This window comes from Teichococcus vastitatis, from assembly GCF_003604215.1.
GTDB classification, from domain to species: Bacteria; Pseudomonadota; Alphaproteobacteria; order Acetobacterales; family Acetobacteraceae; genus Pseudoroseomonas; species Pseudoroseomonas vastitatis.
On the sequence record NZ_QXGS01000011.1, the window covers coordinates 37,745 to 51,002 of the forward strand.

Annotated in this window: 15 protein-coding genes; 6 read left to right on the forward strand and 9 right to left on the reverse strand. The window is 69.9% G+C overall.

What is annotated here, in order from left to right; translation table 11 throughout:
* Positions 1-38: 38 nt before the first annotated feature.
* The 8 genes from D2K64_RS14325 to rpsF all read right to left on the reverse strand — a co-directional run bounded on the left by D2K64_RS14325 (position 39) and on the right by rpsF (position 6,784).
* Entirely contained in the window at positions 39-818 is a 780-nt protein-coding gene (locus D2K64_RS14325) for an ABC transporter ATP-binding protein (protein ID WP_120009060.1), read from the reverse strand.
* Complete coding sequence (locus D2K64_RS14330; protein ID WP_120009061.1) at positions 818-1,600, reverse strand: MlaE family ABC transporter permease; 783 nt, start codon at positions 1,598-1,600, stop codon at positions 818-820. Before D2K64_RS14330 ends, D2K64_RS14325 begins: the two co-directional genes overlap by 1 nt.
* A gap of 30 nt (positions 1,601-1,630) precedes the next feature.
* The gene (gene alr, locus D2K64_RS14335; protein WP_120009062.1) at positions 1,631-2,695 is read right to left on the reverse strand and encodes an alanine racemase; all 1,065 of its coding nucleotides are present in this window, start codon (positions 2,693-2,695) and stop codon (positions 1,631-1,633) included.
* Positions 2,685-4,199 (reverse strand): replicative DNA helicase, encoded by a 1,515-nt coding sequence (locus D2K64_RS14340; protein ID WP_120009063.1) that lies wholly within the window; start codon positions 4,197-4,199, stop codon positions 2,685-2,687. Before D2K64_RS14340 ends, alr begins: the two co-directional genes overlap by 11 nt.
* A gap of 270 nt (positions 4,200-4,469) precedes the next feature.
* Positions 4,470-5,039: a 50S ribosomal protein L9 gene (gene rplI, locus D2K64_RS14345; RefSeq protein WP_120009064.1), complete on the reverse strand. Its 570-nt coding sequence runs from the start codon at positions 5,037-5,039 to the stop codon at positions 4,470-4,472.
* Positions 5,040-5,055: 16 nt separating this feature from the next.
* On the reverse strand, positions 5,056-5,979 hold the full coding sequence (locus tag D2K64_RS14350) for a DUF2232 domain-containing protein (protein ID WP_120009065.1): 924 nt from the start codon (positions 5,977-5,979) through the stop codon (positions 5,056-5,058).
* A gap of 43 nt (positions 5,980-6,022) precedes the next feature.
* Positions 6,023-6,304: a 30S ribosomal protein S18 gene (gene rpsR / locus D2K64_RS14355; protein WP_120009066.1), complete on the reverse strand. Its 282-nt coding sequence runs from the start codon at positions 6,302-6,304 to the stop codon at positions 6,023-6,025.
* A 6-nt stretch (positions 6,305-6,310) separates the two neighbouring features.
* The gene (gene rpsF, locus D2K64_RS14360; protein WP_120009067.1) at positions 6,311-6,784 is read right to left on the reverse strand and encodes a 30S ribosomal protein S6; all 474 of its coding nucleotides are present in this window, start codon (positions 6,782-6,784) and stop codon (positions 6,311-6,313) included.
* A gap of 265 nt (positions 6,785-7,049) precedes the next feature.
* Between rpsF and fabD the strand changes: the two genes are divergently transcribed.
* From fabD to D2K64_RS14390, 6 genes are all read left to right on the forward strand, one after another.
* Positions 7,050-8,006, forward strand: coding sequence for an ACP S-malonyltransferase (gene fabD / locus D2K64_RS14365; RefSeq protein WP_120009068.1), 957 nt, complete (start codon positions 7,050-7,052; stop codon positions 8,004-8,006).
* Positions 8,007-8,032: 26 nt separating this feature from the next.
* Positions 8,033-8,770, forward strand: coding sequence for a 3-oxoacyl-[acyl-carrier-protein] reductase (gene fabG / locus D2K64_RS14370; protein ID WP_120009069.1), 738 nt, complete (start codon positions 8,033-8,035; stop codon positions 8,768-8,770).
* Between the two features lie 123 nt (positions 8,771-8,893).
* Positions 8,894-9,133, forward strand: coding sequence for an acyl carrier protein (locus D2K64_RS14375; RefSeq protein ID WP_120009070.1), 240 nt, complete (start codon positions 8,894-8,896; stop codon positions 9,131-9,133).
* A gap of 48 nt (positions 9,134-9,181) precedes the next feature.
* A complete protein-coding gene (gene fabF, locus D2K64_RS14380) occupies positions 9,182-10,465 on the forward strand; it encodes a beta-ketoacyl-ACP synthase II (protein ID WP_120009071.1) in 1,284 nt (427 codons plus the stop codon).
* A 128-nt stretch (positions 10,466-10,593) separates the two neighbouring features.
* Complete coding sequence (gene mltG / locus D2K64_RS14385) at positions 10,594-11,565, forward strand: endolytic transglycosylase MltG (RefSeq protein WP_120009072.1); 972 nt, start codon at positions 10,594-10,596, stop codon at positions 11,563-11,565.
* Positions 11,562-12,446 carry a DMT family transporter gene (locus D2K64_RS14390; RefSeq protein WP_162306197.1) on the forward strand — a complete coding sequence of 295 codons (885 nt, stop codon included), beginning with the start codon at positions 11,562-11,564 and terminating at the stop codon, positions 12,444-12,446. The genes mltG and D2K64_RS14390 overlap by 4 nt, the downstream gene beginning before the upstream one ends.
* 6 nt (positions 12,447-12,452) lie before the next feature.
* Here the strand turns inward: D2K64_RS14390 and D2K64_RS14395 are convergent, their stop codons facing one another.
* Positions 12,453-13,247 (reverse strand): SDR family NAD(P)-dependent oxidoreductase, encoded by a 795-nt coding sequence (locus tag D2K64_RS14395; protein WP_306418946.1) that lies wholly within the window; start codon positions 13,245-13,247, stop codon positions 12,453-12,455.
* Positions 13,248-13,258 lie beyond the last annotated feature (11 nt).

The following is a 13,258-nucleotide window of genomic DNA, read 5'->3' on the forward strand; positions in this document are numbered from 1 at the left end:
CGCGAGAACGCCTGCCCAGCCGTTTGGCCGGGCCGCTGCTACTTGCGCAGCTCCATCTGGATCGGTCCCTCGCGCTCGCCCCGGGCGAACTGATCCACCATGGCATTGCCGGTTTCCCCCAGCGCCGCGGCGGGGCCGGTCCAGACAATGCGGCCCTTGTGGATCATCGCCGCCGTTTCGCCGATGCGCCGGGCGCTGGCCATGTCATGGGTGATCGACACGGCGGTGGCGCCCAGGCGCTGCACCACGTCGACAATCAACCCATCGATCACCGCGCCCATGATCGGGTCGAGGCCGGTGGTCGGCTCGTCGAAGAAGATAATGTCGGGCGATGCGGCGATGGCCCGCGCCAGCCCGACGCGCTTCTGCATGCCGCCCGACAATTCATTGGGCGGCAGGTCGCCCACCGAAGCGGCGAGGCCGACCTGGGCCAGCACCTCGGCCGCGCGGTCGCGGGCCTGGGCCCGGGAGATGCGCTTCTGCGCCAGCAGCTTGAAGCAGACATTTTCCCAGACGGGCAGACTGTCGAACAACGCGGCATTCTGGAACAGCATGCCGGTGCGGTCGAGCAGCGCCTCCCGCTCCCGCCGGCCCATGGCCAGCACGTTCTGGCCATCGATCTCGATGGAGCCGGAATCGGGCTGGATCAGGCCCAGGATGCACTTGATGGTCACCGATTTGCCCGAGCCGGAACCGCCCAGGATCACCATGCCCTGGCCGGGCTGCACATCAAGGTCGACGCCGTCGAGCACCATCTTGTCGCCGAAGCGCTTGCACAGGCCGCGCAGGCGGATCTTGGGAGGAGGGGTGGTGCTCATCAGCCGAAGAACATCGCGGTAACCACGTAATCCAGCGCCAGGATCAGGATGGAGGAGGACACCACCGCGGTGGTGGTGGCGGCGCCCACGCCCTGTGCGCCGCCGCGGCTGGTGTAGCCGCTCCAGCAGCCCATCAGCGTGATGACGAAGCCGAACACGGCAGCCTTCACCAAGCCGGAGAACACGTCCTCGAACTGCACGAAGTTCACCGTGTTGGTCAGGTAGCTGGCCGAGGAGAAGCCGAGCTGCGTGGTGCCGATGATCCAGCCGCCCATCACGCCCAGCACATCCGCCACCACCACCAGCAGCGGCATGGCAAGCGTGCCGGCGAGAAGGCGCGGCGCCACCAGGTACTTCATGGGATTGGTAGACAGGGTGGTCAGCGCATCGATCTGGTCGGTGACGCGCATGGTGCCGATCTCGGCGGCAAAGGCGGCGCCGATGCGGCCCGCCACCATCAGCCCGGCCAGGACCGGCCCGAGTTCGCGGGTGATGGACAGCACCACCACATTGGCGATGGCGCTTTCCGCGCCGAACCGGGAGAAGCCGGAATAGGATTGCAGGGCCAGCACCATGCCGGTGAACACCGCCGTCAGCGCCACCACCGGCAACGAGAAATAGGCGATCTCAACAAAGGCGCGGGCGAACATGCGGGGATAGAAGGGCGCGCGCACCAGGTGCGACAGCGCCTCCAGCGCGAACAAGGTGAGGGCGCCGATCTGGCGGCAGGCCGCGAGCACGGCCCGCCCGATCAGGGCCAGCAAGGACAGCGGGTTGAGCAAATCAGTGATGTCCCGGTGGGCCTGAATGGGTCATGCCGTGATGTAGCGCCGGTGGTAGCGGGTGCCGAGCGCGGTCAGCACCTCGTAGCCGATGGTGCCGGCCAGGGCTGCCACCGCATCCGGCGTCTGCTCCGGGCCGATCAGCTCCACGCGGTCGCCCACGGCAAGCTCCGGCACGTCGGTGACGTCGAGGGTGATCAGATCCATGGAAACCCGGCCTACCAATTGCACGGTCCGCCCGGCGGCGAGGGCGAATCCCCGGCCGGACAGGGCGCGAAGGTAGCCATCGGCATAGCCCGCGGCAATGGTGGCGATCCGGCTGTCACGTTTCGCCACCCAGGTGGCGCCGTAGCCCACCGTGGCGCCTGCCGGCACCTGACGAATCTGCAGCACCGGCACCAGCAGGCGCAGCACGCAACGCATCGGGTTGGGCTGCCCCGGCGTCGGGTTGATCCCGTAGAGGGCCGCGCCGGGGCGGGCCAGGTCGGATTCGAAGCGCTCGCCCAGGAACAGGCCGGACGAATTGGCAAAGGAGCGCGGCACGCCCGGCGCCGCCTCGGCCATGGCGTGGAAGCGGCGGGCCTGCTCGGCGTTCAGCGGGTGCCCCGGCTCGTCGGCGCAGGCCAGGTGCGTCATCACGAAGCGCAGGTCGAGGTCGGACAGGCTGCCCGCCCCGGCCAGTTCGCGCGCGTTGAGGCCCAGCCGCTCCATGCCGGTGTCGAGGTGCAGGATAGCGCCCCTGGTGCCGGCGGCGCGGTGGGCGGCGAGATCCTGCGGCGTGTTGATCACCGGGGTCAGCCCGGCGCCGCCATCGGCGCCCGGCGGAAAGCCGCTCAGCACGGCGATCATCGGTCCGTGGCTCAGCTCCTTCCGCAGGGCGATGCCCTCGGACAGCTGCGCCACGAAGAAATTCCAGCAGGAGGCGGCGGCCAGCGCCTTGGCCACCGCGCCGGCGCCGAGGCCGTAGCCATCGGCCTTCACCACGCCGGCGACCGGGCCGCTCTGGTGCCGCTCGCACAGCTCGTGCCAGTTGGCGACGATCGCGCCGAGATCGACCACCAGCTCCCCGGCCCGCCGCTCCGCTTCAGTAGCCATCGGAACTGCCGGAATGGGTGATGTCGAGGTCACCGAAGCGGGTGAACTCGGCCTCGAAGAACAGCGGGATGGTGCCGGTGGGGCCGTGGCGCTGCTTGGCCACGATCAGGTCGGCGCGGTTATAGGCCTTCTCCATCCGGTCCCGCCAGGAGGAGTGGGCGGCCTCGAACTTCTCCATGTTGTCGAAGGCAGTCTGCTTCGGCTCCTGCATCTTCAGGTAGTAGTCGTCGCGGTAGACGAACATCACCATGTCCGCGTCCTGCTCGATGGAGCCGGATTCGCGCAGGTCGGAGAGCTGCGGGCGCTTGTCCTCGCGGTTCTCCACCTGGCGCGACAGCTGGGACAGCGCGATCACCGGCACCGCCAGTTCCTTGGCGATGGCTTTCAGCCCCTGGGTGATCTGCGAGATCTCCTGTACCCGGTTCTCGGGGCGGGACCCAGCGGCGGGCCGCATCAGCTGCAGGTAGTCGACCACGATCAGGTCGAGGCCCCGCGTGCGCTTGATGCGCCGGCAGCGGGTGCGCAGCGCCGAGATGGTGATGGCCGGCGTGTCGTCGATGAACAGCGGCAGGCGGGCCAGTTCGCGGCTTACCTCCACGAAGCGGTCGAAATCGCGCTGCTGGATCTCGCCGCGGCGGATGCGGTCGCCGGAGACGCGCGCTTCCTCCGAGAGCAGGCGGGTGGCGAGCTGGTCGGCGCTCATTTCCAGCGAGAAAATGGCGCAGCCGCCTTTCGGCACGGCACCGGGACCGTGCTCGTCCTCGGCGGCGCGCAGCAGGGATTTGGCGGCGCCGAAGGCCACCTTGGTGGCCAGCGCCGTCTTGCCCATGCCGGGACGCCCGGCGAGGATCACGAGGTCGGACGGATGCAGGCCGCCGGTCTTGGCATCGAGGTCGCGCAGCCCGGATGGCAGGCCGGATACGCCGCCGCCGCTGCTGAAGGCCTTTTCCGCCAAGGACACCGCATCGGTCAGCGCCCGGCTGAAGGTGACGAAGCCGCCTTCAGAGCCGCCATCCTTGGCCAGGTCGAACAAGGCCTGTTCGGCCGCCTCGAGCTGTTCCTTGGCGTCCAGCTCCGCTTCGGCTCCGAAGGCGCGGTTCACCACCGTCTCGCCCAGGTCGATCAGCTGCCGCCGCAGCCAGGCATCATGGATGACGCGGCCATATTCGCCGGCATTGATGATGCCCACCATGGCCGAGAGCAGCTGCGCCAGGTAGGCGGAGCCGCCGACCTCGGCCAGGGCGCCAGAATGCTCGAACTCGGCGCGCAGCGTCACCGCATCGGCCAGCTGCCCGGCCTCGATTCGCCGCTGGATGGCGGCGAAGATGCGGCCATGCACGGCATCGGCGAAATGCTCAGAGGCGAGGAACTCGGAAACCCGCTCATACGCCTTGTTGTTGGCGAGCAGGGCGCCCAGCAGCGCCTGCTCCGCCTGGGCATTCGAAGGCGGCAGGCGCTGGGAAAGACCAAGCATCCCGTCGCCGGGGGCAGATACGCTGTTCATGCCGGCAGTCTAGCGCCGCCGGCCGGGATGGAGCGAGGCTCCGCCTGTGGATAACGGGGATGAAAGCCGCTGTGTGGCCGCGATGCCACCGTTCCTCGAGCCCTCCCCGCCGGACGTGGCAGCGCCGTTCCGGGCCGGCGCTTCCGCCGTGGCCTAGCCCGGTCCTGTGGCAGGCGCCGAACAGGCTCCGGAAACGGAAAAGGGCGCCGCGAAGGGCGCCCTTTCCACAGTCGGATGGTAAACCCTCCGGCCTGCGCCGGAGCGGCACGATCATTCTTCGGAGGCGGCACCCAGGTCGGACAGCTCGGCGGCCAGTTCGGCTTCCAGGCTGTCTTCTTCGGCCTGCTGCTCGGCGCGCAGATCCTCGCCACGCGCCTGCTTCTCCGCTTCTTCCGGGGAGCGGGCGACGTTGACCTGCACCGGCAGGGACACTTCCGGATGCAGCTCGACCTTGACGGTGGTGATGCCCACGGTCTTGATCGGCTGCTCCAGCAGCACCTGGCTGCGGGAGATAGTGAGGCCGGCTTCCTTGCAGGCCTCGGCGATGTCGCGGCCGGACACGGACCCGTACAGGCCGCCCGATTCGCCGGCGGAGCGGATCAGCATGACGGTTAGGCCGTCCATGCGCTCCGCCACCCGCTCGGCTTCCTCGCGGCGCTTCAGGTTCTGGGCTTCCAGCTGGGCGCGTTCGCGCTCGAACCGGGCCATGTTGTCCTTGTTGGCGCGGATCGCCTTGCCCTGCGGAAGCAGGAAGTTGCGAGCGTAGCCCGGGCGGACCTTCACCAGCTCGCCCATCTGGCCGAGCTTGTCGACCCGCTGCATCAGGATGACTTCGATCATCGGTGTAACCCCGATCTCACATGTTCGCGGGCGGGTTGCGGCGCCCGTATTGTTCGAGGAGACCGAGCGCCACGAGGATCAGGGCGCCCGGCAGGCTGAAGACGAGAATCAGGACGTAGAACAGGATCAGCAGCGGCAGGCGGCCGGAAAACGTCGCCAGCCGGCGATGCATGGCGGCCAGTCCCTGCAGCACCAGCGGCACCGCCAGCACCAGGCAGAGCGACAGCGGCAGCAGCGAGGATTCGCTGCCCGATGCCACCCAGGCCAGGGCCGCCAGACCCGGCAGCGCCGGATACCAGCGGGGCAGGCGCGACTCGCGCCAGGCCGGCGCCGGTGCCAGGGCCAGCTTGCGGCGCTGCAGGAAGCCCTGCGCCGCCGCGGCGTTGGCCACCAGTGCTAGGCCGAGCCACAGCGCCAGCGCCGCCGCCTGGAGCCGGACGATCTGGGTGACCACCGCCTCGGGGGCGTCGGTGCCCATGCGTTCCAGCCCCAGCGCCACCGCGGCGCGCAGCACCGCTTCCAACCCGCCTGCTTCGGCGGACAGGATGGTGGCCAGCAGCGTCAACGCCGCGGGCCACAGCCCGAGCGCCGCCAGTGGCAGGCCGGTGTCGATGCGTGGCGCCTGTTCCCGCAGGCCGAGGCCCAGCAGCAGCAGCACCGGCACGCCGTACAGGCCGAGCCAGAGCAGCGCCGTCAGGAAGCCGGGCTGCACCAGAAACAGCGCCAGGGCGCCAGTGCCCACCGCGATGCCGCCGGCCACCTTGCCGAAGCCGAGACCGGCCAGGAACAATGGCAGCGGCGACAGCCAGAACAGGCCCAGTCCCATCGGCAGGCCGCGAAAGGCCCACAGCGCCGCCAGGGCCGAGACAAGCCCGCCCGCGACGCCCGCCAGAAGGCGAGGATCATGGGTCAGGCCGTTCCGGTTTTGCGCCGCTGCCACCGATCCGTGTTCCTTGAGGTCCTGAAGATCCCGTCCGCTGCGCTCAGTCGTTGATGACGTAGGGCAGCAGGGCCAGGAAGCGGGCGCGCTTGATGGCGTTGGCCAGCTCGCGCTGCTTCTTCCCCGACACGGCGGTGATCCGGGACGGGACGATCTTGCCGCGCTCGCTCAGGAAGCGGCTCAGCAGGCGCACGTCCTTGTAGTCGATCTTCGGCGCGTTGGGGCCAGAGAACGGGCAGGACTTGCGGCGGCGGTAGAACGGCCGGCGCGCGCCCACGGCGGGGCGGCGGGCGGCAATGTTCACGTCGGTGCTGGTGTCGGACATGGTGGATTACTCCTCGCCGCCGGCGGTCTCGGCCTCGTCACGCGGACGGGCACGGTATTCTTCACGATCGTCGCTGCGCTCGCGGCGGCCCGACGAGAAGCGGCCGGCCGGCGGGCGCGGGCCGCGGAAGGAACGGTCGCGCTCGCGGTCGTCACCGCGCTTCGCCAGGATCGCCGACGGCGCCTCGGCGTCGATCACCTCGACGCGGATCGTCATGTGGCGCAGCACGTCCTCGTTCAGGCCGAGCTGACGGGCGACTTCCTGCTCGGCGGCCGGCGGGCAGTCGAGACCGAGGAGCATGTAGTGCCCCTTGCGGTTCTTCTTGATCCGGTAGGCCAGGCCGCGCAGGCCCCAGTATTCGCGCTTCTTGATCTCGCCACCGGCTTCGGTGACGACGGAGGCGATCTGGTCGGTGATGGTTTCGACCTGCGCCTGCGTCAGGTCGTTCCGTGCGATCAGCACGGTCTCATACAGCGGCATGGGATCTCCCTCTGGCTGTCTCAGCCCAAGGCTCGTCCGGCCCATGCCGGGGAGCGCAAGCGGGCATAGCCGGGCGTGATGCCTCACGCGCCCGGCAGGGGAGGGCGGCGTTAATCACGAATCCCCCGCCTGTGCAAGGAAAAGCCGGGCGCATTCCCGCGCGAAATGTTGACAGGGTGGGAACGCACCGTTACCCCGCCGCCTTTCCAACGGAACGCCGCTGCGGCCGCAACGGGCCGCCTGCTCAGGGAAGCCAGCACCAGCCATGCCGATCGCCTTTGTGTTCCCCGGCCAGGGCAGCCAGGCTGTCGGCATGGGCCGCGACCTGGCCGAAGCCTTCGCCCCCGCGCGCGAGGTTTTCGAGGCGGTGGACGAGACGCTGAAGCAGAATCTGTCCCGCCTGATGTTTGAGGGGCCGCCGGAGGAGCTGACGCTGACCGCCAATGCGCAGCCGGCGTTGATGGCGGTGTCCATGGCCGTGCTGCGGGTGCTGGAGCAGGAAGGCGGCTTCGACCTCAAGGCCCGCGTGGCGCTGGTGGCCGGGCACAGCCTCGGCGAATACAGCGCCCTGGCCGCGGCCCGGACCTTCGACATCGCGACCGCCGCCCGCCTGCTGCGGCTGCGCGGCGAGGCGATGCAGAAGGCGGTGCCGCCCGGCCTCGGCGCCATGGCCGCGCTGCTGGGCGCCGAGATGGCGCAGGCGCGCGAGATCTGCGAGCGCGCCGCGACCGGCCCCGAGGGCGAAGCCGAGGTGGTCGAGGCCGCGAACGACAATGGCGGCGGCCAGGTGGTGATTTCCGGCCATCGCAGCGCGGTGGAGCGCGCCGTGACGCTGGCCAAGGAGGCCGGCATCAAGCGCGCCATGCTGCTGCCGGTGTCCGCCCCGTTCCATTGCGCGCTGATGGCGCCGGCCGCCGACGCCATGGCCGAGGCGCTGGCCGGGGCCGAGCTGCGGCCGCCGCTGGTTCCGCTGATCGCCAACGTGTCGGCCGCCAAGGCCGCCGAGCCGGCGGACATCCGCGATCTCCTGGTGCGGCAGGTCACCGGCACGGTGCGCTGGCGCGAATGCATCGGCACCATGCTGGAGCTGGGCTGCGACCGCTTCGTCGAGATCGGCTCGGGCAAGGTTCTGTCGGGTCTGATGAAGCGGCTGGCGCCGGATGCGCAGGCGCAGGCGGTGGGCACGCCCGCCGACATCGAAGCCTTTCTGAAATCCCTCTGAACATTTCTTTGAGCGGAGCCCGCCCCATGTTCGCACTGGACGGCAAGGTCGCCCTGGTCACCGGCGCCACGGGCGGCATCGGCGCCGAGATCGCCCGCGTGCTGCACCGCCAGGGGGCGAGGGTGGCGCTCTCCGGAACCCGGCGGGAGGTGCTGGAGCAGCTCGCCACGGAACTGGGCGAGGGCGTGCTGGTCGCGCCCGCCAACCTATCCGATCCGGCGGCGCCACAGGCGCTGGTGGAGCAGGTGGAGGCGGAACTCGGCCGCCTCGATATCCTGGTCAACAATGCCGGCTTCACCCGCGACGGCTTGGCCATGCGGATGAGCGACAAGGATTTCGCCGACGTGATCGAGGTCGATCTCGCCGCACCGTTCCGCCTGGCGCGCGCCGCGATGCGCGGCATGATGAAGCGCCGCGCCGGCCGCATCATCTCCATCGCCTCCATTGTCGGCACCACCGGCAATCCGGGACAGGCCAATTACGCCGCCGCCAAGGCCGGGCTGGTCGGCATGAGCAAGTCGCTGGCGCAGGAACTGGCGTCGCGCGGGATCACGGTGAACGTGGTGGCGCCCGGCTTCATCGCGACGCCGATGACCGACGCCCTCAACGAGGCGCAGAAGAGCCGGCTAATGGAGCGCATTCCGCTGGGACGGATGGGCGCGCCGGGCGACATCGCCGCCGCCGTGGCCTATCTGGCCTCGGAGGAGGCGGGGTGGGTCACCGGCGCAACACTTCACGTCAATGGCGGAATGGCCATGACCTGAAACAGCCGGCCGGGGTTCTCTGTTCCCCGGATGGCTTCCATGTTAATGGCCGCGCTGGCCGAGGGCGGGGATGGTCTCCACCCGGAAGCACGGCAATGTCTGCAAGCAGGAGAGACTCGGTCGATGAGCGATACCGCCGAGAAGGTGAAGAAGATCGTTGTCGAGCACCTCGGTGTCGAGGAAGCCAAGGTCACGTCCGAGGCGTCCTTCATCGACGACCTGGGTGCCGACAGCCTCGACACCGTGGAGCTGGTGATGGCCTTCGAGGAAGCGTTCGGTGTTGAGATCCCGGACGATGCCGCGGAGAAGATCACGACCGTGAAGGACGCGATCGACTATATCGAGGCGCAGAAGGCCGCCTGAAGGCCTTCCCGACGCCGCCGAGCGAATGAAGAATCAGGGGGTAGACGGGTGTTCGGATCTCTGACGACGCCGCGTCGCGTCGTCGTCACCGGGATGGGCATCGCTTGCCCTCTCGGCGTCGGCGTCGCGAATGTCTGGCAGCGCATGCTGGCCAGTGAGAGCGGTATTCGCTCGATCAGCCAGTTCGATGCCACGGACCTGCCGGCACAGATCGCCGGCGAGGTGCCGTCCGGCCCGAAGGCCGAGGGGAAGCTCGAACTCAACGAGTGGATCCCGGTCAAGGACCAGAAGAAGATGGACCGCTTCATCCAGCTCGCCATGGTGGCGGCCACGGAAGCGGTCGAGGACTCCGGCTGGGTGCCGAAGTCGGAGGATGATCGCAACGCCACCGGCGTGATGATCGGCTCCGGCATCGGTGGCCTGCCGACGATCTCCGAGAACGCGCTGCTGGTTGGCGCGGGCAAGGCGCGGCGGTTGTCGCCCTTCTTCATCCCTTCGGCGCTGATCAACCTGGCCTCGGGCCATGTCTCGATCAAGTATGGCTTCAAGGGTCCCAATCATTCCGTGGTCACGGCCTGCGCCACCGGCGTGCACGCGCTGGGCGATGCGGCGCGACTGATCGCGCTCGGCGATGCCGACCTCATGGTGGCAGGCGGCACCGAGGCGGCGATCTCCGACATCGGCATGGCCGGCTTCTGCGCCGCCCGCGCCCTGTCCACCGGCTTCAACGACCGGCCCCACGAGGCTTCGCGCCCCTGGGACAAGGAGCGGGACGGCTTCGTCATGGGCGAGGGCGCCGGCATCCTGGTGCTGGAGGAGTTGGAGCACGCCCGCAAGCGCGGCGCCAAGATTTATGCCGAGGTGATCGGCTACGGCATGTCGGGCGATGCCTACCACATCACCGCGCCCGCCGAGGGGCATGACGGGGCCTACCGCGCCATGAAGGCGGCCTTGAAGAACGCCGCCGTCACCCCGGACCAGATCCAGTACGTCAACGCGCACGGCACCTCCACGCCGATGGGCGATGACCTGGAGCTGGAGGCAGTGGAGAAGCTGTTCGGCGACCAGGCGAAAAAGATCGCCATGTCCTCCACCAAATCGGCGATCGGCCATCTGCTGGGCGCTGCCGGAGCGGTGGAGGGCGTGTTCTCCATCCTGGCGATCCGCGATCGCGTGGCGCCGCCGACGCTGAACCTGCACGAGCCCTCGCGCGACAGCGTGATCGACCGCGTGGCGCTGCAGGCGCAGGAGCGGCCGATCGACGTGGCGCTCTCCAACAGCTTCGGATTCGGCGGCACCAACGCCTCGATCCTGTTCCGTCGCGCGCCCTGACGCGCCACTGAAGACCGGGCGGGGGGCGGCAAAACGCCCCTCCCACCCCATCTCGGCCCTGGCCGCCCCGCAGGCGGATCAGCCAGGGAGATGGGGCGCCATTTCGCCCTGAACGCGGAGGGCGGATCATGCGTAAATTTCTGCTGGGCCTGCTGGTGGTTCTGCTGCTGGCCGGAGGCGGCGCCGCTTGGTACGCGAAGCAGGCCTGGACCAGCCCCGGTCCGCTCGCCGCCGAGACCCCCATCGTGGTGCCGCGCGGCGGCAGCACCGCCGGCATCGCCGGGTTGCTGGCGGAACGCGGCGCCATCCGCGATTCCCGCCTGTTCATGGCCGCGGTGTGGCTGACGCGTGGGGAAGGTCCGCTGCGGGCCGGAGAATTCCTGCTTCCCGCGCGGGCTTCCCTGGAAACGGTGCTGGACGTGCTGCGCAATGCCCGGCCGGTGCAGCGCCGCATCACCCTGCCGGAAGGGCTGACCGCCCGCCAAATGGTGGCCATCCTGCAGCAGGCCGAGGGGCTGACGGGCGATGTTCCGGCCGTTGCAGAAGGCGAGCTGCTGCCCGAAACCTACAATTTCTCCTATGGCGATACCCGCGCGGCGGTGGCGCAACGCGCCGCTGCGGCCATGAAGAGCGCGCTGGAGCAGCTCTGGGCCGACCGGGCGCAGAACCTGCCGATCGACTCCCCGCGGGAAGCCCTGATCCTGGCCTCCATCGTGGAACGGGAAACCGGCCAGAAGGAGGAGCGGCCACGCGTCGCCGCCGTGTTCATCAACCGGCTGCGCCGCGGCATGCCGCTGCAATCCGATCCCACCGTGGCGTATGCGGCCGCCGATGGCGGGGTGCTGGAGCGGCCGCTGAGTCGCGCCGACCTGGAGCGTGACCACCCCTTCAACACCTATCGCAACCGCGGCCTGCCCCCCGGCCCGATCGCCAGCCCAGGCACCGAGGCGCTGCGGGCCGTGTTGAAGCCCCTGGAAACAGATGAGCTGTACTTTGTGGCCGATGGTTCCGGCGGCCACGCCTTTGCCCGCACCCTGGTGGAACATAACCGCAATGTGGCGAGGTGGCGGGCGATCGAGCGGCAGCGCGGCGCGCGGTGACATCTCCGGCGCCGCCGCTCGGCCGCGCGCAGCTCTGGTTGCAGCTGCTGGTGATCTCGGCGCTCTGGGGCGCTTCCTTTCCGTTGCTGCGCTTCGCCGCCGGCAGCATGCCGCCCTTCGCGCTGGCGGCGGCGCGCGGCGCCATCGCGGCGCTGGCGATCGGCGCCTTTCTGTTGTGGCGCGGCGGCGGCTGGCATGGGCGGCTGGCCTGGTGGCCGATCCTGGTGGCGGGCACCTTGAATGGCTGGCTGCCCAACGTGCTGACTGCCGTGGCGCTGACCCGCGTGGAAAGTGCCCCCGCCGCCCTGATCCAGTCATCCACGCCGCTGATCGTGGCGCTGCTCAGCCTTGTTGCGCTGCGCGAGGAACGGCCGGGACCGGGTATGCTGGCGGGGCTGGCGCTGGGTTTCTGCGGCATCGCCACCATTATCGGACCGCAGGCCTGGCGGGCCGATGCCTCGGCGGGCGGGCTGTTGCTGATGCTGGCGGTGTCCGTCTCCTATGCGATGGGCACCATCTATATCCGCCGGGCGCGTCCGCCCGACGCCACGCAGCTGGTGCTGGGCCAGCAGATGATGGCCGGCGCGATCGCCCTGGCGTTGAGCCTGGCCTTTGATCCGCCCGGCGCCTTTGAGCAGCCGGCCGAGATCTGGCTGGTGCTGGTGCTGCTCGGCGTCTTCGCCTCGGCGGTGCCGTTGTCGCTGTTCGTGCTGCTGCTGCGACGCGCCCGCGCCACCGAGGCGGCCATGGTGGGCTATCTGGAGCCGCCTTTCGCCGCCCTGCTGGCCGGGCTGTGGCTGGCCGAGATCCCCGAGATGCGGGTGCTGGCGGGTGGGATGGTGGTGTTGGCCGGCGTTTGGCTGGCGACCCGGCGCGGCTGAGGCGGCTCAGGCTTCGGCAACAGGCTTGGCCGGCATGCGCGCCGCCACCGCCGCGCGCAGCCCGAGCGGCACGGCGCCGGCGATCCGGGCCATCGCATAAGTCGGCCAGGGATAGGCGATGCGGGTGCGGCCTGCGCGCAATCCGGCCAGGGTGCGGCATGCCGCTTCCTCCGGCTCCAGCATGAAGGGCATGGGAAAGCGGTTCACCGCCGTCATCGGCGTGCGGATGTAGCCGGGGCAGACGGCGTGGACGCGCAGGCCGCGGGCACGCTCCGTGGCGTCCGTGGCCTCGGCCCAGCGCTGCACCGCCGCTTTGCTGGCGCAATAGGCGGCGGCGCCCGGGGCGGCGACGAAGGCCGCCACCGAGGCGATCACCGCCACCCGGCCGCGCACCCCATCCGCGCCCGGCGCCTGCGCCGCCATGCGATCCAGGGCGGGCAGGGCGGTGTTCAGCACGCCGGAGACATTGGTATCGAAGATGGCGCGGACCTGTGCCGCTGGCTCCGAGACGCCCCCCGTACCGCCAGAGATACCGGCATTGGCGATCAGCAGGTCGAGTCGCGCCATGCCCGCGACCCAGGCGGCGCAGCCGGCGGCATCCCGCACGTCCAGAACGGCATCCCGCACCTCCGCACCCCGCGCCCGGCAGGCGGCAGCGATTTCCGCCAGCCGGGCCGCGTTGCGGGCCGCAAGGTGCAGCGTGGCGCCCGGGCGGGCACAGGCGATGGCCAGCGCCCTTCCCAGGCCGGAGGATGCTCCGGTGATGGCGAGGGTGGTCCATGGCGGGGTCGCGTCGGTCATGGCTTGCATCC

Bases quoted from the DNA above. Each gene is read 5' to 3' on its own strand.
- D2K64_RS14325 (WP_120009060.1), bottom strand. From the start codon at position 818: ATGAGCACCACCCCTCCTCCCAAGATCCGCCTGCGCGGCCTGTGCAAG.
- alr (WP_120009062.1), bottom strand. From the start codon at position 2,695: ATGGCTACTGAAGCGGAGCGGCGGGCCGGGGAGCTGGTGGTCGATCTC.
- D2K64_RS14340 (WP_120009063.1), bottom strand. From the start codon at position 4,199: ATGAACAGCGTATCTGCCCCCGGCGACGGGATGCTTGGTCTTTCCCAG.
- rplI (WP_120009064.1), bottom strand. From the start codon at position 5,039: ATGATCGAAGTCATCCTGATGCAGCGGGTCGACAAGCTCGGCCAGATG.
- rpsR (WP_120009066.1), bottom strand. From the start codon at position 6,304: ATGTCCGACACCAGCACCGACGTGAACATTGCCGCCCGCCGCCCCGCC.
- rpsF (WP_120009067.1), bottom strand. From the start codon at position 6,784: ATGCCGCTGTATGAGACCGTGCTGATCGCACGGAACGACCTGACGCAG.
- fabD (WP_120009068.1), top strand. From the start codon at position 7,050: ATGCCGATCGCCTTTGTGTTCCCCGGCCAGGGCAGCCAGGCTGTCGGC.
- fabG (WP_120009069.1), top strand. From the start codon at position 8,033: ATGTTCGCACTGGACGGCAAGGTCGCCCTGGTCACCGGCGCCACGGGC.
- D2K64_RS14375 (WP_120009070.1), top strand. From the start codon at position 8,894: ATGAGCGATACCGCCGAGAAGGTGAAGAAGATCGTTGTCGAGCACCTC.
- mltG (WP_120009072.1), top strand. From the start codon at position 10,594: ATGCGTAAATTTCTGCTGGGCCTGCTGGTGGTTCTGCTGCTGGCCGGA.
- D2K64_RS14395 (WP_306418946.1), bottom strand. From the start codon at position 13,247: ATGACCGACGCGACCCCGCCATGGACCACCCTCGCCATCACCGGAGCA.